This is a genomic window from Naasia lichenicola (assembly GCF_004801885.1).
In the GTDB taxonomy this organism is placed as follows: domain Bacteria; phylum Actinomycetota; class Actinomycetes; order Actinomycetales; family Microbacteriaceae; genus Naasia; species Naasia lichenicola.
The window spans coordinates 483686-505756 of the sequence record NZ_SSSM01000003.1; the positions used below are offsets into that span (position 1 = coordinate 483686).

Genomic DNA, 22071 nt, shown 5'->3' on the forward strand with positions numbered 1-22071 from the left:
GTCACTGCGAGACGGCGGGCAGCCAATCGGCCGTCTCGACATCGTCGAGCAGCAGGCTGGGCTCGGCGGTGCGGAGGTCGGCGACGTTGGTGATGCTCTTGTCGGCCAGGAACTGCTGGGTGATGGTCACTGCGGGGAACTGTACGTCGGTCTCGGTCGATTCACCTGCGAGGGAGAGGGCGATCGAGCGGACGACGGCTGCGCCCACCGCGGCGGGGTCGGTCGCCGACGTGGTGACCCAGGGGCTGCCGTCGGCGGTGATGACCTCGATGTCGGCGTTGGAGATGTCGATGCCGTAGACCTTGACGCTGCCGGCGAGGTCGTTCTCGTTCACCGCGAGCACGGTGCCCTTGGTGATCTCGTCGTAGGGGGCGAAGATCGCCTGCACGTCGGGGTGCTGCTTGAGGGCGGCGGAGACGAGCGGCTGGTTGTCGGATGCGGTGGAGGCGCTGACCGTTCCGGTGGAGAAGACGACATCGAGGTCGTTGTCGGCCACGACCTCGTCCCAGACCTTGGCGCGGCGGTCGAGCGCGGCGTAGCCGGTGGCCGAGACGTAGCCGACCTTGGCGCCCTTTCCGACATCCTCGATGAGCTGGTCGAGCACGCCCTGCGCCATCGACTCATCGGACTGCGAGGTGGTGATGACCCCCGTCGGGTCGTTCAGCGCGAGGTCGTAGACGATGACGGGGATGCCGGCGTCGACGGCCTGGTGCACGAGCGGCTCGATGGTGTCGGTGAGTCCGTGGTCGACGATGATCGCCGCGGGCTTGCTGGCGATGGCCTGCTCGAGGTCCGAGGCCTGCTTGGCGTTGTCGTCCTGCGCGTCGGTGACCGTGAGCTTGATGTTCGCGGCGGCGGCCTGCGCTGCAGCTCCTGCACCCCACTGGGTGAAGTAGTCGCCGGCGCCGCTCTGGCGGACCAGGGCGATCTCGACGGGGTCGCCGTCGAACGGAGCCGGAAGCGCGGCACTGGCGGTCGCGGCGCTGGAGGGCGCGGTGGTCGCGTCGGTGGTGCCGGAGGACTGCGAGCAGCCGGCGAGCGCGAGGATGCTCGCCGTTGCGGCGGCGAGGATGATCAGGGGGCGGCGTGACATGCGGAGGCCTCTTTCATGGAGCGCTGCGGTGCGCATCCGATGCTGCGGGATGCGGTGCTGGTGGGCTGCGCTGCGGTTCTGGTGCGTGCAGGAGCGGTGCTGCCGCCGTGCGCGCAGGGCGGCCCGTCGACGCTGTGGAGTCAATCAGGGACGGCCCCGCACCCACGAATCAGGTGACGCACTGTTACGGGATCGTGGCCCAGCGCATGACTTGTGCCGTCATCCGTTTTCCCGAGTCGTAGCCGGCGGGGCAGAATATGAGGCACACCCCGCCTGCCGCACTCTTCGCGGCCGGGCACCCGAGCCGCAGCGCGGCGAGATGAACGGACGAACATGACCCTCCTCACCGTGTGGGACGAGACGGATCCGGGCACCGTGGTGCTCGAGACGACCGATGCCGAGAAGATCCGCGAGACGCTCGCCGGACTCGGCGCGCGCTTCCTCCGCTGGGACCTCAAGGAGATCCCCGAGGGGGCCGGCCAGGACGACGTGCTCGCCCTCTACCGCTCCGAGATCGACGGCGTGCTCGAGTCGGAGGGCTACACGCTCGTCGACGTCATCGAGCTCAAGCGCGGCGAGGGCCCCGAGTGGCAGGAGCAGGTCACCGTGTCGCGCAACAAGTTCCTCTCGGAGCATCAGCACGACGACGACGAGGACCGCTTCTTCGCCAAGGGCAGCGGAGTCTTCTACCTTCGGGCGCTCGGCAAGGTGCACGCGGTGTTCTGCGAGGCGGGCGATGTGATCTCCGTGCCCGCGAACACCACGCACTGGTTCGACATGGGCACCAACCCCGAGTACGTCTCGGTCCGCTTCTTCCACGACGACGACGGATGGGTCGGCCACTTCACCGGCTCGACCATCGCCGAGGGCTTCGCAAGCTACGACGAGCTCGCCGACCGCCGCCTCGCCCTGGCCTGATCCGGCCCCTCTTCATCGAACTGCCCAGTTCTGCCGCTTGAAACGCGTTTCAGGCGGCAGAACTGGGCAGTTCGTGCGTTGAGGGGCGGGCCGCGGGTCGGCTCGCCCGAACACCCCGCAGCAGATCTCAGGCCGTCCGGGAGTTCTCATGTCCTCCAACGACTGGGGCTCCTGAGAACTCCCGCCGGGCCTGAATTTGACGTACCGCGGTCAGCTGTAGCGGCTCGGGGTGGCGTGGCGACCCTGCAGGGCCCACTCCCCCAGCTCCCGCGCCTTGTAGACGACGGGATCGTGCAGGGTGATCGTGCGGGCATTGCGCCAGAAGCGGTCGAAGCCGAGGCGGGTGGACGTGGCACGCGCGCCCGTCAGCTCGAACGCCTTCGTGGTGACATCGAGCACCATCCGGGTCGAGGCAACCTTCGCGGCGGTGATCTCGACGGCCAGCTCGCCGCGCTCGTCGTCGGTCAGCGCCCAGCCTCGCGCGACGGCGGCGGCGGCCCGATCCGTCGCCCGCTCGACCAGTGCATCCGAGGCGCGGGTCTGCGCGATCAGCTCGCCGGCGATCTCCAGCAGGTAGGGATCCTCGACCGCGCTGCTCACCCCCGAGGTCGCCCAGGGCCGGGTCGCCGTCTTCAGGTAGTAGATCGCCTCGTCGAGCGCGCCTTCGGCGATCCCGACATGCAGGTGGGAGAGCAGCAGCTGGAAGAACAGGATCGACAGTGAGGCGTAGGGACGGTACCCCTCGCCATCCTGATCCGACGGACCGAGCACGTGCTCGGCCGGGACGAAGACGTCGTCGAACGAGACCGACCCGCTCGCGGACAGACGCTGGCCGATGCTGCTCCAGTCGAGGTGGTGGGTCACCCCCGTCGCGCGACCGTCGATGACGATCGCCAGCTTGTCCTCCGTGCCGGCGACAGCTCCGCTGGCGGTGATCCGATCGGCGACGGACGAGCCCGTCGCGAAGAACTTCCGGCCGGACACCCGGTATCCGTCGCCGTCGGGGGTCAGGACCAGTCCCTCGTCGCGCGGGTTGCCTGCTCCGCCCCAGAACCACTGGTGCGTGACGGTGTCGGCGAGCAGCGCACGCGCTCGTGCGTCCTGGTCGTTGAGCAGCGAACGCCACGAGTGCACGTAGTGATAGGCGAGCACATGCCCGATCGACGCGTCGGCGCGGAGGATCGGCCGGATCACCCGCATCACCGTCGGCCAGTCGAGTCCTGCACCGCCGAGCTCGATCGGGATGTGGATGGCGAGCAGCCCCGCCTCACGGATGGCGGCGACCTCGGCGTCGGGATTGGCGTTCGCCGCATCACGGGCCGCGGCATCCTCCCGGAAGCGGGCGGCGAGGGACTCGGCGGCGGCGGCCGCCTCGGCTTCTGACCTGATCACGGTACGGAAGACTATCGGCCGCCGACCCCGTGAGCTGTCATGCGGAGACACTCGCCGACTCCTCCGGGCCGGCTCGTCACCGCGACGAACGACGCCCAGCTCGAAACCCGCCGGAGGCGGGGCACCCCAAACGTGCTCGAGCCATTCTGCGAACGCCACGCCGACGCCCCCTGTTGCGCCCCCATACCTACGCGTAGCCTGCACACAGATACCACTCCTGCAACCCTCCCCTGGTGCGTCGCCGAGCGATGCGGAGAGCCGGCCCATGGACACGATGCTCCGCCCACTGATGCGCTCATGGTCGGCCCGCGCCGAGCGGAAGCTCCAGAACGTGCAGCGGCCGGAGGGCCCTCCACAGGTCCACGCCCGCGGTCTCGACCCCGACCGCATCCTGCTCTACGGCTCGGGTCCCGCCACCGGATGGGGAGCGTCCCATCATCGACTCGCCCTGCCCGGGATGCTTGCCCGGGCTGTCGCCCACACCACGCATCGCGGCGTCGACATCGACATCCGGGCGGACGAGGACATCGACGCGGAGAGCTCCGTGCTCCATCTGGAGGGCCGGGACCTGGCGGGCTACGACGCGATCGTGGTGAGCATCGGAGTGCGCGACGCGGTGCGGCTGACCGATCCCGCTCTCTGGCACGCGTCGATGATCGAGCTGATCGAGACGCTCGAGGCCCGCACGACGCCCTCGACCCAGATCGTCATCGCGAGCATCCCCTCGATCCGGTCGATCCGGGCCTACAACAGCTGGTGGGGCGACGTCGCGGCCCACCGAGCGGAGGCCTTCGAGCGGATCACCCGCGAGGTCGCGATCCAGTCCCAGCGCACCGCCTATCTCGCCCTGCCGACCGATGCATCATCCCCTGCCGACGAGGTGGCACCAGAGCGATTCCGCGCGTGGGCGTCGTTGATCGCCGGACAGGTGCTGCCGAGCCTGGCGCCGTACGGGCGGCGCAGCGCGAGCAGCTCGTTGGCGCGCGACCATCGGAATCAGCCCCAGCCCGAGCTGCCGCGGCAGCGCGCCCTGCTCGAGCTCGGCATCGTCGGCACGGAGCCGGCGGACGGGCTGCAGCAGATCGTCCGGGCGGCCCGGGTGGCGTTCGGGACCCAGTCGGCGGCCCTCACCCTGGTCGACCACAACCGGCAGTGGCACCACGTGCGCGACGGCGGCGAGCGCGAGGTCATCGAGCGATCCCGGTCGTTCTGCTCCGTCACGATCACCGGCGCCGCCGAGATGGTGGTGCCGGATGCCCGAGTCGACCGACGCTTCTTCCGCAATCCGGATGTGATGGGCGGCGCGATCTGCTCCTATGCCGGCTACCCGATCGAGTCTCCGAACGGCTACCGGATAGGCGCACTGTGCGTCTTCGACACCCGGCCACGCGCATTCAGCCTTCGCGAGCGCTCCATCCTCCGCGACCTCGCCATGCTGGCGCAGGAGGAGATCTGGAGCGGCGCCCCGGACGCGGTGAGCGCGGGCTGATCGCACCGGTATTGCGAGGAGCGCGAAACCCTTGCGGGCTGAGCAGACGATCGCTCACCGTCGATGGCCCGAACGGAAACCGAGCTATCGTCATCGTTCCGCTCGGTGCGTCGTCGAGGCGATCCGCGGATCCATGACATAAACAAGAGCAGGTATATGGCATATACGGGCTTCGGTCCAGAAGGAGGACGCCATCGTGTTGGCGCCCATGATGCGGCTTCTCACGCCGTCGATCGAGAAGCGACTTGCGGAGATCCCGCGTCCTGACGACGCGCCCGCCGGTCACGCGACAGGACTCGATCCCGACCGCATCCTCGTCTTCGGCAGCGGCCCTGCGTCGGGTTGGGGCGTGCGCACGAACGACCTGGCGCTCCCGGGACATCTCGCACGCGAGCTCACCAGGCGCACCGGCCGCGGGTCCGACGTCGACCTGCTCGCGGGCGAGCGGATCACCATCCGAGACAGCATCGCCGAGCTCGGCCGGCTCGACCTGGCCGGCTACGACGCCGTGATCGTGACCCTCGGGGTGGCCGACGCGCTCGGCTTCACGGACCCGGCGCACTGGAAGCACCACATGGACGCCCTGCTGTGCTCGCTCGCCTCGAGGATGAGCCGGAGCGCGCAGATCCTGGTGGCGGGCATCCAGCCCATCCGGTCGATCACCGTCTACAACGCATGGTGGGGCGATCTGGCCGACCGTCGAGCACAGCACTTCAACCGGATCTCCGAGACCCTGGCGTCGACCCACGAGCGCACCCAGTTCCTGGCGCTGCCCGGCGAGCGCCTTCCGAAGCGGCGGCACACGGCACCGGAGATGTACCAGACTTGGGCCGCGCTGATGGCGGGCCGCCTGGCGGGCGTGCTTTCCGGCAGCGACGCAGGAGGCCATGTGAGCGGGAGGGATCGACCCGCGGAACTCGGCTCCGCCCGCGAGCACCGGCGAATGCAGCGGCCGGAGGACGCCCGCCAGAATGCCCTCGATCAGCTGGAGCTCGTCGGCAGCGAGCCGACGTCCAACCTGCAGCGGATCGTGCAGATGACCCAGATCGCCTTCGGCACCGAGGCCGCCGCCATCAATCTCATCGACCACGACCAGCAGTGGGTGCATGCGAAGGCTGGCCCCGATGTGCACTCCTCCACGCGCGCGGAATCGTTCTGCGCCGTGACCATCAAGGATCCGAACGGCCTCGTGGTGCCGAACGCCTCGCTGGATTGGGAGTTCGCCCAGAACCCGATCGTGCGCGCCGGTCGCGTCGGCTTCTACGCCGGCTACCCGATCGAGTCGCCGGACGGGCAGCGGATCGGCGCGCTCTGCGTGACCGATCCCCAGCCGCGCCGATTCAGCGGAAGCGATCGCAGCGCCCTGCGGGACCTCGCCCTGCTCGTGCAGCAGGAGCTCTGGAATCAGTGGAACGCCGCCCAGATCGCCGAGCGCCAGACGTCCGCACCGCCGCCCGCTCCCCCGCGAACACGCATCCCGCCCGTGCCGACAGGCCGATCGACCGCACCGGAGCAGCCCGCCCGCTGACCAGACGTCCTCTCCTCCGCGCCGCAGAAGGTGACCCGGTGACGGCCGCCACCTGACGAGCGCGATCAGACCCGAGCACCATTCAGCGCCCCACCATCCGGTGCGGCGCTCGTCGTCGTGCCCCGGACTGGGGGGAGTGGCGCTGCGGTCCCCCTTTTGGACGACCTGCCATGGTCGTCATCGGGGTACAGACGGGACGCTCCCATGAGTCGTGCCGAACGCGCTGCGCACATCGCAGCGCGGAAAGTCGTGCCCGCTTCGACTTCGACTCGACCGGCAGGACAGCAGTGAACAGGATCGTCAAAGGCAGCATCGCGGGCGTCATCGGAATCGCCCTCCTCACGGGCGGCGCCGGAACCTTCGCGCTCTGGAACTCGACCGCGAGCGTGAGCGCCGGGACCATCACTGCCGGCAACCTCGCACTCGTGGCCAATACCGACGGCGTGTGGAAGGACGGCAGCACGACGATCACGCCGGCCACCTACAAGATCATCCCGGGCAAGACGCTCACCTACACGCAGACGCTGAAGGTGACCGCGGTCGGCGATGGGCTGAGCGCCAACCTCACCGTCTCCAGCCTCACAGCGACGGGCACGAACAGCCTCAACACCCTGATCACGCCGAGTCTCGCCGTCACCTCGGCGAGCAGCAACGTGACCGTCTCGGGCAGCACGATCACCGTCACCTCATCGGCGACCGACGCGACGGTCCTCGCCACGGTCACCCTGACGTTCCCGTCGACGGCGACCGCCGGACAGCTGGGCACCATCAACCTCAGCAGCCTCACCTTCACCCTCACCCAGAACTGATCGCCGACGGCGGCGCGGTCCGCGCCGCCGGAGGAGCGGGAACGATGACTCGACGGCTTGCCGGCCCTCAGGGGCCATGGTGGCGCAGCGCGCGCCACCGTCGAGTCGCGCCCGGACGCGGATTGAGGGTGCTCTGGTCTGCCGCGCTCGTCGGAGTGCTCGGCATCGGCCTCGCGGTCACCGGATCGACATCCGCCAGCTGGCTGAGCGGCGCCACGATCGGCGCATCCACCATCTCGGCCGGAAGCATCCAGGCCACGATCTCCGGCTGGTCGAACCTCACGCATCGCTTCGCGCCCGGCGGGATGACCGACACCGGCTACCTGACGATCACCAGCACCGGCACGCAGACCGTGAGCTGGTCGGCGGCGTCCGCGGTGTCGGCCGGATACTCCAGCGTGCTCGACGACGCACTGGCCGTCACGATCTGGTCGACCGCATCGACCTCGTCCTGCGCGGCCAGCGCCACACCGAGCACCGGCTTCACCGGGAAGTGGACCACCGTGCCCGGATTCTCGGGATCCCTCGCCTCCGGCGCCTCCGTCTCGTACTGCATCCGCACCACGGCCAGCAGCGCCGCCCTCTCGATCACCGGATCGCTGAGCGCGACGCTGACCGTCAACGGCACCCTCCCCGGGACGCAGTGGACCTCGAGCGCGACCGCGACGGCGACCCTCGACAGCGCCGCTGCGAGCCCCGCCTACACGAAGGCGGTCGTCGCGGATTCGCCCGTGCACTACTGGCCGATGAACGAGACGACCGGCGTCAACGTCTACGACGCCATCGGCACCGATCATGCGATCGCGGGCGCCGGCGTGACCCGGAACAGCGCGGGTGCGCTGCTCGGCAGCACGGCGCCGTCGTCCAGCTTCTCCGGCGACACGACGGGCTCCGTGATCGCGCAGACCTCCGAGGCGGCGCCGAACACCTTCACCGTCGAGGCCTGGTTCAAGACCACCGACAGCAACGGCGGCAAGATCATCGGGTTCGGCTCGTCGAAGACCGGCCTCTCGACGAACTACGACCGACACCTCTACCTCGACGCTGCAGGCCGGCTGAACTTCGGCGTCTACAACGGCTCGTCCAAGACGCTGCAGACGACCGGCAGCTACAACGATGGCACCTGGCACCACGCCGCGGGCTCGATGGGGTCCTCCGGCCTGACGCTCTACGTCGACGGCGTCCAGGTGGCCAGCCGCACCGACACCACGACGGCGGAGTCGAACACCGGCTACTGGCACATCGGCATGGACAGCAGCTGGTCCGGCGACTCCTCGCTGAGCGGGCTGATCGATGAGCCTGCCGTCTACCTCTCGGCCCTGCCCAGCTCGCGGATCCAGTGGCACTACGCGGTGGGATCCGGAAGGCCCTACTCCTCGTTCGCTGCGACCCCGTCGGGCCTGACCGCCGCGTTTGACGCCTCCGGCTCCCTCGATACCGACGGCACCGTCGTCGCCTACGCATGGAACTTCGGGGACGGCACGACCGGCACGGGCATCACCCCCTCGCACACATACCCCCTCGGCAGCGCGATCTACACCGTCACCCTCACGGTCACCGACAACTCCGGCTACACCGGCACCTGGAGCTCCCCCGTCTCGATCGTCGACCCGACGGCGGCGACGAGCCCCGGCGCTCCGACGTTCAGCGGCACGACCGGCACCGCGACGACGATCAGCTGGACGGCGCCGCCCGGCGGCGCCACCATGTCCGGCTACAACGTGTACCGCGACGGCGTGCTCGTCGCCCAGACCACGGGCACCACCTACACCGACACGGGGCTGGCACTCAATACGACGTACAGCTACTACATCCGAGGCCAGGACGCGGCCGCGAAGGACGGCAGCGGGCTGACGACGCCGTCGCCATCGCGCAGCGTCAGCACCCTCGGCTTCGACACGACCCAGTGGTACCAGATCAAGAACGTGGGCAGCGGTCTGTGCCTCCGCGGCCCGGCGACGGCCAACGGCACCCAGCTCGAGCAGACCGCCTGCGCGACCGCGACCAACCAGAACTTCCAGCTGATCGCCACCACGAACGGCTATCACAAGATGCTCATCCGCACCGCGAGCGGCGTCGGCTGGGACGTCACCGACAACTCGACCGCGGCGGGAGCCCTCGTCCAGCTCTGGGGCTACACCGGCGGAGCGAACCAGCAGTGGCTCCCGACCAGGCAGAGCGACGGCAGCTTCCAGTTCGTCGGCCGGCAGGTCGGGCTGTGCCTCGACGTCGTGGGGCAGTCCATCGCCGAGGGCGCCAAGATCCAGCAGTCCACCTGCAGCGCGACGAGCACGTCGCAGCGCTTCACCCTGGTGGTCGCGCCGTGACCCGGGCGGCCGCGGCCGACCCGACAGTACGACGGCGCCGGTCCGTCGGCGCCCTGCTCGCCGTGCTGTCCACCGCGGTGCTGACCGGACTGCTCATCACCTCCGCTCCCGGGGCCGCCGCCGGTGTCACGACCAGCTCCTCGACACCGGGATCCGTGATGGTGAGCACCGATGGCATCACCTGGTCGCGCAGCCTGCCCGCCGGCCTCTTCGATGGATCACTGCTCGTGCCGGGAACCCCGCAGAACCGCACCCTCTACGTGCGCAACGACTCGTCCTCCTCTGCGATCCTCGAGATCGACGCGGTCGACGCGTCGAGTGCGTCCGCCGGCTTCCTCGACCAGCTCCGACTCTCCGTGGTCTCAGGGTCCACCGCGTCCGCGATCGCCCTCACGGCGGCGGAGAATTGCGCCCCGGTCACGGCCGGCATCGTGATGGAGCCCGGCGAGAGCCTTCCCCTCGGCCTCGCGCTGGAACTCGTCGACGCCGCGGGCGAGCACCACGGCAGCATCGCGACCGTCCAACTGCATGTGCTGCTCCGCGAGGCGGGAGCGGCATCCATCAGCGCATGTCCGACACCCGCTGCCCGCCAGTCGTTCCCCTTCGTCGGCCCCGCGGGGCTCGCTGCCACCGGCTCGTCGAGCGGCCCGATGCAGGCGCTCGCCGCAGGCACGGCGGTGGTGGGGATCGTCGGCGGTGTCGCACTGATGGTCGGATCGCGTCGAGTCCGACCGAAGTCGGCGGCGCGACGGTGAGCGGCCGGCATCGCCGCGAATCCCGACTGCCGTTCCGCGGCTCCGTGGCGGCGATCGGACTGGGCATCAGCTGGGGAGTGCTCGCCCTCGTCGTCGGGCTCGGACTGGCGACCGTCGTCGTGCCCTTCGCGACCGGGTCGACACCGCTGACCGTGCTCACCGGATCCATGCAGCCGACGCTGCCACCCGGCACCCTGCTCATCGTCCGGCCGACCGAGGCCGCCGACATCCGGCTCGGCGACGTCCTCACCTACCAGATCCGTTCCGGGAGCGACGAGGTCGTGTCGCACCGGGTCGTGGAGGTGCGATCCGTCTCGGACGGCAGCTTCGCGTTCATGACCAAGGGCGACGCCAACGACATTGCCGACGTCGAGCCGGTGACCGAGGGACAGGTGCGCGGCACCACGTGGTACAGCGTCCCGTTCGTCGGATACCTGGCCACCGCCATCTCGGGCGGCGGCCGGCAGTGGCTCGCGCCGCTCATCGGAGTCGGCCTGGTCGGCTACGCGTTCGTCCAGGTCACCCTCGGCCTGCTCACCGCGCGCCGACGTCGCATCCGCCTCCAGGCCGAAGCCAGGCGGGACCCGGCTGCGGTTGTCCCCGAGACGCCAGGGGCTCCGGCGACCCCCGCGCCCACGCCCGTTGCGGCGGCGACGACGACCACACGACCGATCGCGATCCTGCGGGCGTGAAGCGCATCTGATGCGGACGACATCGGCCCGTCAGCGCGTCACCGTGCTCGCGGACCCACGGCAGCGGAGGCGAGGAAGTCCTCCCAGCTGAGCCCCTGATCTGTCGCATGATCGGTGAGATTGGCTCCGGCGCTGAACGCCTTCGACGCGGTTCCGGGAGTGCCGACCCGCAGCAGCGGACGTCGACGACCAGGGCGGCGAGATATCCGCGCACCAGCTCCTCCATCCCGTAGGCCCGCCGGCCGCCGACCTCCGTGACGAGCCCTGCGGGTGCGCCGAGTGCCAGCTCCGCCAGGCGACGCGCCACCACATCGGCGTCAATCGGCTGGAAGCGCCAGCCGGCGGGCACGGGGACGATGGGCAGCGCCGCCATCGCGCCCACCGCCAGCAGGGTCAGCTCGTGGAACTGGGTGGCTCGCAGGGTGCTGTGCGGGATGCCCGACTCTGCGATAGCGACCTCCGCCGCGCGCTTCTGCTCGTAGTAGCCGAACATCCCGCGATCGATCGCGGACCGCACGGGGATCCGGTCGGCGCCCACGACCGAGATGAACACGATGTGCCCGACGCCTGCTCGGAGGGCGGCCGTCACCAGCGTCCGCGCCTTGAGCCCGTCTCCCTTTCCGCTGCCCGCGCAATGGATGACGGTTCGCACGCCGGCGATCGCTTCGGGCAGCCCCGCGCCGGACGACAGATCGGCGGGCAGGAAGTCCGCGCCGCTCAGACCCGTCCCTGCCGGCGTGCGGGCGGTGATCCTCACGGGATGTCCGTCGGCGATCAGGAGCCCTGCGACCCGGCGGCCGAGGTTGCCTGTGCCGCCGGTGATCAGAAGCGGGGTGGATCGGGTCATGGCCAGTGCTCTCCTCAGCGGCTCGGGATCGACTCGTCACATTCGCGCGACGGACGGGGTCCTAGAGGTATGACCCCGCCCGCGGAGAGAATGTGACGACATGGACCACACCGGCGACCTGACCGCCGCATTCGAGCTGCACCGACCACGGCTGCGCGCCATCGCCTATCGCATCCTCGGATCGTCCGGGGATGCCGACGACGCGGTCCAGGACACCTGGCTGCGACTCAACCGGGACGACCGCAGCGGTGTCGAAGACCTGGGGGCGTGGCTCACGACCGTCACCGCTCGCGTCGCGCTCAACCAGCTCCGCGCCCGCACGGCCCGCCGGGAGTCCTCGATCGAGCTGTTCGTGCCCGACCCATCGGTGCAGCCGTGGCCGGAGTCGCCAATGGGCGGGGATCCCGAGCGCGAGGCGGTGCTCGCCGACAGCGTCGGTCTCGCCATGCTCGTCGTGCTCGAGACCCTGACTCCGTCCGAGCGCATCGCATTCGTGCTGCACGACATGTTCGCCGTGCCGTTCGAGGAGATCGCGGTTCTGCTCGAGCGCAGTCCCGCCGCCGTCCGACAGCTCGCGAGCCGTGCTCGCCGTCGCGTGCACGGTGGAGCTCCCGCCGCCGATCCGGATCTCGGCCGCCAGCGGGAAGCGGTCGACGCGTTCTTCCGCGCCGCCCGTGCGGGAGACTTCCGCGCTGTGCTTCAGATCCTCCATCCCGACGTCGTGCTCCGATCCGACGGCGGCGCGAGCCGGACTGCGATGACGATGACCATCCGAGGCGGTTCCACAGTGGCGTCGCAGGCACTCATGTTCGGCCCGTTGTCGCCATTCGCGACGCCCGCTCTGGTCAACGGCGCAGCAGGCGTCGTGGTCGCCCGCGACGGCCGGCCGCTCTCGATCATGGCGTTCGGGGTCTCAGGCGGGCGGATCGGCACCATCGACGTGCTGGCCGATCCGGACCGCCTGGCGGATGTGCTTCGCGAGTGGCCGGGTTGAACGCCGACTCCTCCACGGGCCGCCGCTCACTTCTTGGGGTCGTTGCCCCAGTTCATCAGCGAGTAGCGCCACCGGGTCTCGGTGATGTCACCCGACGGGCGCTGGGCCGAGTGCCGCGAGACGTATCCGCTGACCTTCTTCATGTGCGCGTAGTCGTCATCGGTGAGATCCGCGACCTTCTTGCCGAGGATGCTGATGATGTGCCGGCCCGATGCGTGACCGACGGACTCGCCGCCGTCCTTCTGGCCGACCTCCTTGGACTCGTCCGTGTCGAGCCACTTCTCGAGTGCCGACGCGGTCATGTTGACCGCCTCGTGGAAGTCGGCGCGGATGCTCTTCTGCTCGTCGCTCTCGGTCATCCGACCATTCTGCAATCGCTCGAACCAGGCGGAAAGCGGTTCGCGGGCACTCTGCAGTAACGACAGATCCTCAGCACCTCGCGCTTCAACCGCCGACGCTGAAGATCGGTCCGCTCACTCGACGCGGGTGGCGACCCTCTCGCACAGGGTGACCCACTCCCCCTCTGGCCGGTGCTCCCAGTGGTGGGTCTGCTGATGGCCATGGGCGCTGAAGGTCACGGTGGCGCGCTCGTTCTCGCCGGTGAAGGTCCAGGTCAGCCCGTCCTTCGCCAGGGAGTACTGGTGGGCGAACCCGTGGTTCTCGACGCTCCAGGAGAAGTAGCCGCCGCGGTCGGGATCCCAGCCGAGAAAGCTCATGGTGTGGAAGGGGCCGTTGGCGCGCTCATCCTGCAGCACGAAGAACTCGCCGACGTGCCAGCGTGCGGAGTGGATGCTCTTCCAGGGCGAGGCGGTGCCGTCGGGAGCGTAGGAGGTACCCTCCGCATGCCATTCACCGAGGAACGGCGCCAGTGCGCGGTGGTGTTCGAAGACCTCGTCGTCTGTCATGGACAGATCGTGCGCCCGCAACCTGAAGCCCAGGCGAACGTCGCGGCCGCCCAAGGGCGATTCCTTCTCTGCCGCTAAAGTGCGGGGATGAAGGTCACAGGGGTCACCGTGAGCATCGGTGTGCAGGATCTGAAAGAGGCGGTCGAGTGGTACCGCCGGGCGCTCGCGATCGAGGATCCCGCGATCGAGCCCGCCCCCGGAGTGGTCGAGCTGGACCTGGGCGGCGGAAGCTGGCTGCAGTTCATCGCGGTCCCCGCCCTGCCGGAAGAGGGCCGGGTCACGCCCTACTTCACAATCGAGGACGTGGCCGGCGAGCACGGGCGGATGAGCGCGCTCGGCTTGACGGTCACCCCATTGACCGAGGTCGAGGGCGTCGTGGCGTACTTCGACCTGACCGACCTGCACGGGACGCAGATCGGCTTCGTCACCGTCTTCGACTGAGCCGGTCGAAACACGGTTGGCGGCTTCGCGCCTCGCGCTGCAGACACTTCAGCGACCCGCCGATGTTTGCATTTGTGTAACTTTGCGGTGGATGCAAGAATAGCCGAGCGATCGACTAGTCCGTTGGAACGGGACGTCCATCGCGGATCTTCAGTCGACCGCATCAACGCGCGGCTGGAGAGGACCTCCGCCCCGTGCGCACCCGTGCGCGCCGCGGCGAAGGAATGGATCGCCATCGGCCGCCGATCCTCGCATCAGGACGCGAGCCGCGCTCGCATGACAGAAGGACTGCGATGACCGAAGCAATCGCCGAGAAGGCGCTCCACACGGAGCCCGTCGGGCACTCCAACGGACGGCCACGTGCCAACAGCACGCTGATCATCATCTATCTGGCGCTCGGAGGCCTGTCCTTCGCCGTGCTCCAGTCCCTTGTCGCTCCGGCGCTGGCGACCATCGGGAACGACCTCGACGCCTCGACCACCGACGCCAGCTGGATCCTCACCGCATACCTGCTGTCCGCCTCGGTGCTGACCCCGATCCTCGGCCGACTCGGCGACATGGTCGGCAAGCGGCGGATCCTGATCGTCGTGCTGTCCCTGCTGCTCGTCGGCACGGTGCTCGCCGCCCTTGCACCCAATCTCGGCGTGCTGATCATCGCCCGAGCCCTGCAGGGCGCCGCCGGCGCGGTGATGCCACTGTCCATCGGCATCGTCCGCGACGAGCTGCCGCGCGAGCGGGTCAGCGTGACCATCGGCCTCCTCTCGGCCATCTTCGGCATCGGCGCCGGCGTCGGCATCGTCGCGGCCGGTCCGATCGTCGAGAGCCTCAGCTGGCACTGGCTGTTCTGGCTTCCGCTGGTCCTCATCGTCATCGCCCTGATCGGCGTGATCTTCGGGATGCCGGAGTCCCCGGTCCGCAAGCCCGGCCACCTCGACTTCCTCGGCACCGGCATCCTCAGCATCTCCCTCGTTGCACTCCTGCTCGCGGTCAGCGAGGGCGAGACCTGGGGCTGGGGATCCTTCGCGACCATCGGACTGCTCGCGCTCGCCGCCGTCGGCCTCGCCGTCTTCGTCATGGTGGAGCTGCGGGTCAAGGAGCCGCTGATCGACATGCGCCTGTTCCGCATCCGCGGCGTCTGGACCGCTCATGTCGTGGCGCTGGTGTTCGGATTCGCGATGTTCGGCACGTTCGTGCTCGTCCCGACGCTGCTGCAGCTGCCCACCCAGCTCGGCTACGGCTTCGGCTTCGATGTCTCGAAGGCCGGCCTCTTCCTGCTGCCGACCGTGCTCGCCATGATCGTCCTCGGACCGGTGACGGGCATCGTCGTCCGCCGGGTCGGCCCCAAGCCGCCCATGCTGATCGGCGGAATCGCCGTCACCGCCGCGTTCATCATCCCGGCGATCGGACACGGGGAGATCTGGCAGGTCGTGCTGTCCGGCATCCTCACCGGCGCGGGCATCGGCCTCGCCCTGGCCTCGACGTCGAATGCGATCATCGAGAGCGTGCCGGCCACGCAGACCGGCGAGGCGATCAGCGCCAACACCATCGCGCGGAGCATCGGCAGCAGCGTCGGCACCGCCGTGATCGCCGCCCTGATCACCTCGCACAGCACCCCGCAGGGCCTGCCGCTGGATGACGCGTTCACCATCGGCTTCTGGGTCTGCGCGGGCGTCGGCGTACTGGCCATCCTGGGCGCGATCGTGGGCCCGTCGCTCAGCAAGAGGCGCGAGCAGGCGCGCCTGCTCGGCATCGAGGACGACACCCTGGCGGCCGCGCACTGACCCAGCACTGATCACACACCGGCCCAGTGGTCGGACGCGGGAAAGCCCGGAAGTCGTGGAGGACTTCCGGGCTTTCCTGCGCCTCGCGGCAGCCGGTCAGCTGGTGGAGCGCTTGCGCCTCTGCCGCAACAGGTTGATGGCCAGCGAGCCGACGGACAGCACGACGATGCCGATGAGGATGATGTCGATGTAGCTCGACACGAAGTCCGCAACTCCCGGTATCTGGCCGAGGAAGTATCCGGCCACGATGATCAGCAGCGTCCAGGCGGCTCCGCCGACGATGTTGTAGATGAGGAAGCGGCGGTAGTGCATCCGGGCGGCGCCTGCTGCCACGGGCGCGATCGTGCGCACCACGGGGACGAACCGGGCGATGGTCACGGTGCGCGCGCCGTACTTCGCGAAGAAGGCGTTGGTCCGCTCGAGGCTCGCCTTGCTGATGAGCCCGGCCTGCTTCCGCTCGAAGACTGCCGGGCCGGCTCGATGGCCGATGAGGTACCCGAGCTGATCGCCGAGGACGGCCGAGACGATGACCGCGCCGATCACCACGGGCAGCGGCACATCCAGCACGCCGGAGAAGGTGAGCACCCCGGTGAAGAAGAGCAGGGTGTCCCCGGGCAGCACGAAACCGATCAGCAGACCCGTCTCGACGAAGATGATGGCGCAGACCACGAGCAGTCCCCACGGGCCACTGGATTCGATGATGCTCTGCGGATCGAGAATGCCTCGGATCATCAGGCTGCTCCTGGAAGGTCTGTGGTGGTCATCTGGGTCGTTTCGCGCCGCGCGCTGACGACGGCGACGAGGACGACGGTGATCGCCGCAGCGATGAGGGCGACGGCTCCCGAGCCGACGCCGAGGCCGCCGCGGCCGTGATCGACGCCGATCCAGTCCGCGAACGAGGCACCGAGTGGGCGGGTGACGATGTACGACGCCCAGAACGCTGCGACGGCGCCGAGCAGTCGCAGCCGGTGCGCGACGCCGGGCAGGGCGATGACGACGGCGAACAGCACGCCCGATCCCAGGTACCCGAGCTGGAGGCTGTGCGCCGTCCAGTCGCCGAGCGCCGTGCCCAGCGCGAAGGCGGCGATGACCGTCGCCCAGTAGAACAGCTCACGGCGGCGGGAGGTGATCGAGTGGATCGAGATGGTGCCCTCCACCCGCTTCCAGGCGGTGAGGATCGCCCCGACCAGGACGGCGAAGAACGCGGTGGATGCGAAATACGGGACTCCTGCGACGACATGCGCGACATCGGCGATCATCGTCCCGAAGATTCCCACCATCGCCACCACCAGCCAGTACTTCCACGCCACATATCGAGGGGCGCGCAGCTGCAGGACCAGGGCTGCCGCGAAGAGGGCCGCGGTGATGAGGACCACGAGAACCGGCTCGAAGCTGACGACGAGGTAGTCGGATGCCGCCTCGCCCATGCCCGTGGTGAGCACCTTGATCACCCAGAACAGCGCCGTGATCTGAGTGACCTTGCTGAGGAGGTCCGACCGGAGCGTGGACTCGCCGGATGAGGTGGACGCAGGCATCGGTCCCAGTGTGCCCGCCCCCGGCTGACGAACGGCCGCAGGGCGCGCTTCGAACCTGGCAGGGCTGGAGGGGCGCGTCATGCAAAGAGACCGGCTTCTTGTCTGGCTCCTAGCCTCTTGAACGGATCCTGTCGGCTTCGGCCGCGAGTCTTGCCCGGAAGGTCTGTGACCTCGAAGGCGAGCCGGCGGACGGAGTGACGAGGAGACGAGCTGCATGCAGACGGACCAGAGGGAGCGCACCACCGCGGCGCGCCATCGCGAGGCGACGGGCTACGAGCCGCAGGCGGCGGCGTCCGGATGGTGGCGAACCCTGCGCAGCGGGATCTCCGTCGCCGTCGCCGGCAGCGCCCTGGCCTTCGGGCTGTATCTCGGGATGACGGGGCCGCTCGTCTCTCCCGTCGCCTCCACCGCTGTCGACGCGTCAGCCCCCGTCGCGGGCGCAGCGGGCGGCGCGGCCGCCGACGCAGCGATTCCCGAGGCCGCCGATCAGGCGACGACGGATGGGTCGGCAACGACTCAGGCACCCGGACGCGATGACGACGACGGACGGATGCAGCTCGCCGACGATCGAGGCGACCGCCATCACGGCGGTGGCGGACGGTGAGCGCCTTCGACGGTCGCAGCGCAGTGCGCGACGGACGATCCGCCGCCGCGTCGGCACGGCCCGGACGGCGGATGTCGCCCGGCGCCCTGCTGACGCTGATCGGCACGGGGGCCGCCACCGCCGCGGCGCTGGGCTTCATCGGCGCTCCGACGCCGATGAGGCTCGACATTCCGCTCATCGCCCACCTCGCGGGCCTGCTCGCCGGCTACGGCGTCGTCGTCATGGTCGCTCTCATGTCACGGGTTCCGGCGCTCGAGCGCGGCGTCGGCGCGGACCGCATGGCACGGTGGCACGGTTGGGGCGGTCGCCTGGTGATCGCGCTCATCCTCATCCACGGGATCGCTGCCACGATCGGCTGGATGCAGCTGCGGGGCCTGGACGCCCTGAGCGCGATGGTCGAGGTGATCGGCTTGCCGTGGATCGGCGCCGCGACGGTGGCATCAGTGATGCTGCTGGGAATCGGCTACGCCTCGATGCGCGCCGCTCGCCGCAAGCTCGGCTACGAGAACTGGCATCTGATCCACCTCGCGACCTACGTGGCGATCGGGCTGTCCTTCCCCCACGAGCTCGCCGGCCCGGACCTCGCGGGCATCCCCGTCTTCCAGGTGTTCTGGAGCCTGCTCTACACCATCAGCTTCGGCCTCCTCCTCCGCTACCGGGTGCTGGAGCCGCTGCTGCAGTTCCTGCGCCACCGCATGCGAGTGGAACGGGTCGTCACCGAGGCGGACGGGGTCACCAGCATCGTCATCCGGGGTCGCCATCTGCCGGAGCTCCAAGCGGAATCCGGACAGTTCTTCCGATGGCGCTTCCTGACCCGGACGGGCTGGCGGGCGGCCAACCCGTTCTCCCTGTCAGCGCCGCCCAGCGAGCATCACCTCCGCCTGACCGTGAAAGCGGTCGGCGAGAGCACCCGCGCCATTCAGACCATGAAGGTAGGCACCCGGGTCTTCGCCGAAGGCCCCTACGGCGCGATGACCGAGCATCGCCGCACCGGCTCGGGAGTGCTCCTCATCGCCGGCGGGGTGGGCATCACCCCGATGAGGGCCCTGTTCGAGAGCCTCGATATCGACGGCGACCAGCTGACGCTGCTCTATCGCGCTTCGAATGAGGCCGAGATCATCTTCCGAGACGAGCTCGAGGAGATCGCGATCCATCGGGGAGCGCACCTCATCTACGTGCTCGGTCCGTCGGCCGATCCGGCGAACGCCATGTCGGGCCGCAACCTCGCGGGATGGGTGCCGGACCTGGCCGATCGGGACGTCTACATGTGCGCCTCGCCACGATTCTCGGAAGCCGCTCGTGCTGGGCTTCGAGAGGCCGGGGTGAGCGCCAGTCGGGTGCATCAGGAGGAGTTCGCGTTCTAGCGCGGACATCGAAGACTCCTGGGCTCGTGCACCCCGGGACATGAATCCGGTCACACGGTCGCGACGTCGATGGGGCGAGCACGTCTCCATTCCAGCCGTTCAGCTGGTCGGCGCACTGCCGTGCGCACTTGGCCGACTCGGACGAGCAGGCCGCCGCATCGAGCGGGATGCGGCGGCCCTTGTCGATCGGGCAACTAGCTCGTGAAGCCGATGTCCTCCATGTGCAGGCTCAGGGTGGGAGTGATGACCGATCCCGTCACGTTCTTGTTCATGAGGTAGTTGATGGTCTCGTAGTGTGTGAACACCAGAGGTGCATCCTCTGAGACGATGCCGCGGATCTGGGTGTACAGATCCATCCGCGCATCCACGTCATCGCTGGCGGCCGCCTGGTCGATGAGCGCATCCACGTCGGGGTTGGAGTACCCGGTCGTGTTGATCGGGCCACCGGACTTGATGACCAGAGAGTAGAAGTTGTCCGGATCGATGGTCCGCTCCTGATAGGCGCTCGTCATCTGATAGTTGAGCGAGCTGTAGTCGTCGTACCAGGCGGAGACGTCGACCGCGTTGATCGTCATGTCGATGCCGATCGCCTTCAGCTCGTCGCGGATGACCTGTCCGGTCTTCAGCAGCTCCGGATAGTCCGAGAGGCCCAGGTACTCGACGCTCAGTCCGTCCGGGTATCCGGCCTGGGCGAGCAGGTCCTTCGCCTTGTCGACGTCCGTCTCGGCGCCGAAGATGTTGCTGTCGTCGTACCAGCTGGATCCGGTCGGGACCTCTTCGAGCCCGTCCTCACCCGTGCCGAGGTAGGCGACGTCCTTGATGTCGTCCCGGCTGATCGCGAGAGCGACTGCCTGGCGGACCAGCGGGTCGTCGAACGGCGCGACCGTCGTGTTGAGTGCGAGGAAGTCGGGGATTCCGGCTGTCGCGCTCGTGACGTAGGTGAACCGCGAGTCCTTGCTCAGTGTGCTGACCTGCTGCAGCGGCACGGCATCCGACCAGTCGATCTCGCCGGCGGACAGGGCGTCGATGCGGCTCTGGTCGTTGGCGAGGAAGCTGAACGTGATGGTGTCGAGGTGCGGCTTGTCGGCCTTGAAGTAGTCCGGGTTCTTCTTGACGGTGATGTGGTCGCCCTGCACCCATTCGACGAAGATGAACGGTCCCGTGCCGACCGGCTCGCGGGCGGGGTCAGTGCTCTCGATCGCCTTCTGGTTCACGATCTCGCCGTTCGTGGCGAGGTTGGTGAGGAACGGACCGAAGGGCGCCTTGAGGTGGAACACGACGGTGGTGTCGTCGACGGCCTCGACCGAGTCGATCTGCTCGTACAGGCCGGCGTACGCGCTGGCCGTATCGGGGTTGAGGATGCGGTCGAACGTGTAGACCACATCGGCGGAGGTGAACTTCTCGCCGTTGTGGAAGGTCGCGTTGTCGACGAGCGTGAACGTCCACGTGGTCGGATCGGTCTGCTCCCACTTCGTCGCCAGGTCGGGCACGAACTCGCCCGACTCGTCGAGGTCGATGAGCTTGGAGAAGATGCCCTCGTACACCTGCGCGCCGGTGTAGATGGAGGAGGTGGCCGGATCGAGCACGTCCGGCTCGCCGCTCAGTGCGGCGCGCAGGTCGCCGCCGTCCACGATGGCGCCGCTTCCTGAACCGGTGCTGGAGGTGCCCGACGAGCTGCAGCCGGACAGGAGGAGCGCGGCGGCGAGAGCCGCGGCGCCGAGCGGTATTCCGAGCCGGGCCAGCCGGCGTGATCGGTGCTGTGTGTGCATGTGAGTGCTTTCTTGGTGGGGTCTAGCGCGAGGAGGTGCGGACGAAATCGAGGAACGCGGCGTTGAAGGGGTCGGGGCTCTCCCACAGGCAGGCGTGGCCGCCGGGAACGGTCCCCCACGCGGATCCCGGCAGGGCTTCGTGCAGACGACGCGAGAGTCGGACGGGAATGAGGATGTCCTCCTCACCCGCGAGCACGAAGGTGGGGACCGTGATCGCGGAGAGACGATCCATCGCGTCGTGGGTCTGGATGACGTGCAGCTGGGACAGATAGGCCTCGAGCGTCATGTCGAGCGCGGCCATGCCCTCGGCGAACTCGGCTGCATCCTCGGGACGCTCCTCGAAGAACGGGCCGGTGAACGCCCAGAGCGACACATCCCGCATCACGAACGGCACATCGACGACCGTTGCGAGGTCGGCCCAGAAGCCGAACATCTGCAGGCAGAACGCGTCGGGCGTGCCGTAGGTGCAGGCGAAGGTCGCCGAGACGAGATCCGTGCCGTAGTTGATCGCGTACTCCTCGGCGATCATTCCGCCCATCGAGACGCCCATGAGATGGAAGCCGGTGATGCCGAGCTCGTCGACGAGCGCCTTGGCGTCGTCGGCCAGCATGCGGGATGTGTACGGCCCGACCGGCTTGTCGCTGGCGCCGATGCCGCGATTGTCGAACCGCAGCACGCGATATCCGGCCTCGAGGAAGGCGGGCACCTGGAAGTCCCACGACTCGAGCGCATCGGCGAGGCCGTTGATGAGCACGATGGTCTCTGCGTCTTCCGGGCCTTCGAGCAGGTAGTTGAGGGTGATGCCGTTGACGTGGGCGGTGGGCATTG

20 protein-coding genes and 1 pseudogene are annotated in these 22071 nt (G+C 68.9%); 12 read left to right on the forward strand and 9 right to left on the reverse strand.

Annotated elements, in window-relative coordinates; genetic code table 11:
* Position 1: 1 nt before the first annotated feature.
* Positions 2-1093, reverse strand: coding sequence for a substrate-binding domain-containing protein (locus E6C64_RS07410; RefSeq protein WP_199240987.1), 1092 nt, complete (start codon positions 1091-1093; stop codon positions 2-4).
* A 333-nt stretch (positions 1094-1426) separates the two neighbouring features.
* On the opposite strand from E6C64_RS07410, the gene E6C64_RS07415 reads away from it, so the two are divergent.
* Positions 1427-2011 (forward strand): 1,2-dihydroxy-3-keto-5-methylthiopentene dioxygenase, encoded by a 585-nt coding sequence (locus E6C64_RS07415; protein ID WP_136426984.1) that lies wholly within the window; start codon positions 1427-1429, stop codon positions 2009-2011.
* A 210-nt stretch (positions 2012-2221) separates the two neighbouring features.
* On the opposite strand, the gene E6C64_RS07420 is transcribed toward E6C64_RS07415, so the two are convergent.
* On the reverse strand, positions 2222-3403 hold the full coding sequence (locus E6C64_RS07420) for an acyl-CoA dehydrogenase family protein (protein WP_199240988.1): 1182 nt from the start codon (positions 3401-3403) through the stop codon (positions 2222-2224).
* Positions 3404-3668: 265 nt separating this feature from the next.
* Here E6C64_RS07420 and E6C64_RS07425 point away from each other — a divergent pair, with 265 nt between their 5' ends.
* From E6C64_RS07425 to E6C64_RS19400, 6 genes are all read left to right on the forward strand, one after another.
* The gene (locus tag E6C64_RS07425; protein ID WP_158437772.1) at positions 3669-4892 is read left to right on the forward strand and encodes a GAF domain-containing protein; all 1224 of its coding nucleotides are present in this window, start codon (positions 3669-3671) and stop codon (positions 4890-4892) included.
* Positions 4893-5088: 196 nt separating this feature from the next.
* A complete protein-coding gene (locus E6C64_RS07430; RefSeq protein WP_136426986.1) occupies positions 5089-6420 on the forward strand; it encodes a GAF domain-containing protein in 1332 nt (443 codons plus the stop codon).
* Positions 6421-6707: 287 nt separating this feature from the next.
* Positions 6708-7229, forward strand: coding sequence for an alternate-type signal peptide domain-containing protein (locus E6C64_RS07435; RefSeq protein WP_136426987.1), 522 nt, complete (start codon positions 6708-6710; stop codon positions 7227-7229).
* A gap of 128 nt (positions 7230-7357) precedes the next feature.
* Positions 7358-9556 (forward strand): RICIN domain-containing protein, encoded by a 2199-nt coding sequence (locus tag E6C64_RS07440; protein ID WP_158437773.1) that lies wholly within the window; start codon positions 7358-7360, stop codon positions 9554-9556.
* Positions 9553-10311, forward strand: a complete 759-nt coding sequence (locus E6C64_RS18920) for a hypothetical protein (protein WP_158437774.1) — start codon at positions 9553-9555, stop codon at positions 10309-10311. Before E6C64_RS07440 ends, E6C64_RS18920 begins: the two co-directional genes overlap by 4 nt.
* Complete coding sequence (locus E6C64_RS19400; protein WP_158437775.1) at positions 10308-11003, forward strand: signal peptidase I; 696 nt, start codon at positions 10308-10310, stop codon at positions 11001-11003. The genes E6C64_RS18920 and E6C64_RS19400 overlap by 4 nt, the downstream gene beginning before the upstream one ends.
* 415 nt (positions 11004-11418) lie before the next feature.
* On the opposite strand, the pseudogene E6C64_RS19405 reads toward E6C64_RS19400, so the two are convergent.
* Positions 11419-11850 (reverse strand): annotated as a pseudogene (locus E6C64_RS19405) (SDR family oxidoreductase); the annotation flags it as partial.
* A gap of 100 nt (positions 11851-11950) precedes the next feature.
* Here E6C64_RS19405 and E6C64_RS07455 point away from each other — a divergent pair.
* The gene (locus tag E6C64_RS07455; protein WP_136426990.1) at positions 11951-12844 is read left to right on the forward strand and encodes a sigma-70 family RNA polymerase sigma factor; all 894 of its coding nucleotides are present in this window, start codon (positions 11951-11953) and stop codon (positions 12842-12844) included.
* Positions 12845-12870: 26 nt separating this feature from the next.
* On the opposite strand, the gene E6C64_RS07460 is transcribed toward E6C64_RS07455, so the two are convergent.
* Both E6C64_RS07460 and E6C64_RS07465 read right to left on the reverse strand, forming a co-directional pair.
* Entirely contained in the window at positions 12871-13203 is a 333-nt protein-coding gene (locus E6C64_RS07460; protein WP_136426991.1) for a DUF3140 domain-containing protein, read from the reverse strand.
* A 114-nt stretch (positions 13204-13317) separates the two neighbouring features.
* On the reverse strand, positions 13318-13749 hold the full coding sequence (locus E6C64_RS07465) for a DUF1579 family protein (RefSeq protein WP_136426992.1): 432 nt from the start codon (positions 13747-13749) through the stop codon (positions 13318-13320).
* 87 nt (positions 13750-13836) lie between these two features.
* Between E6C64_RS07465 and E6C64_RS07470 the strand changes: the two genes are divergently transcribed.
* Positions 13837-14190, forward strand: coding sequence for a VOC family protein (locus E6C64_RS07470; protein WP_136426993.1), 354 nt, complete (start codon positions 13837-13839; stop codon positions 14188-14190).
* Between the two features lie 293 nt (positions 14191-14483).
* On the forward strand, positions 14484-15971 hold the full coding sequence (locus E6C64_RS07475) for an MFS transporter (RefSeq protein ID WP_136426994.1): 1488 nt from the start codon (positions 14484-14486) through the stop codon (positions 15969-15971).
* Between the two features lie 96 nt (positions 15972-16067).
* On the opposite strand, the gene E6C64_RS07480 is transcribed toward E6C64_RS07475, so the two are convergent.
* The gene (locus E6C64_RS07480) at positions 16068-16703 is read right to left on the reverse strand and encodes a DedA family protein (RefSeq protein ID WP_136426995.1); all 636 of its coding nucleotides are present in this window, start codon (positions 16701-16703) and stop codon (positions 16068-16070) included.
* Positions 16703-17506, reverse strand: a complete 804-nt coding sequence (locus tag E6C64_RS07485) for a COG4705 family protein (RefSeq protein ID WP_136426996.1) — start codon at positions 17504-17506, stop codon at positions 16703-16705. Before E6C64_RS07485 ends, E6C64_RS07480 begins: the two co-directional genes overlap by 1 nt.
* A 214-nt stretch (positions 17507-17720) precedes the next feature.
* Here E6C64_RS07485 and E6C64_RS07490 point away from each other — a divergent pair, with 214 nt between their 5' ends.
* Together E6C64_RS07490 and E6C64_RS07495 are read left to right on the forward strand one after the other, a co-directional pair.
* The gene (locus E6C64_RS07490) at positions 17721-18110 is read left to right on the forward strand and encodes a hypothetical protein (protein ID WP_136426997.1); all 390 of its coding nucleotides are present in this window, start codon (positions 17721-17723) and stop codon (positions 18108-18110) included.
* Entirely contained in the window at positions 18107-19474 is a 1368-nt protein-coding gene (locus tag E6C64_RS07495) for a ferredoxin reductase family protein (RefSeq protein ID WP_136426998.1), read from the forward strand. The genes E6C64_RS07490 and E6C64_RS07495 overlap by 4 nt, the downstream gene beginning before the upstream one ends.
* A 194-nt stretch (positions 19475-19668) precedes the next feature.
* Here the strand turns inward: E6C64_RS07495 and E6C64_RS07500 are convergent, their stop codons facing one another.
* Together E6C64_RS07500 and E6C64_RS07505 are read right to left on the reverse strand one after the other, a co-directional pair.
* Positions 19669-21243: an ABC transporter substrate-binding protein gene (locus tag E6C64_RS07500; RefSeq protein ID WP_136426999.1), complete on the reverse strand. Its 1575-nt coding sequence runs from the start codon at positions 21241-21243 to the stop codon at positions 19669-19671.
* Between the two features lie 22 nt (positions 21244-21265).
* Complete coding sequence (locus E6C64_RS07505; RefSeq protein WP_136427000.1) at positions 21266-22069, reverse strand: alpha/beta fold hydrolase; 804 nt, start codon at positions 22067-22069, stop codon at positions 21266-21268.
* Positions 22070-22071 lie beyond the last annotated feature (2 nt).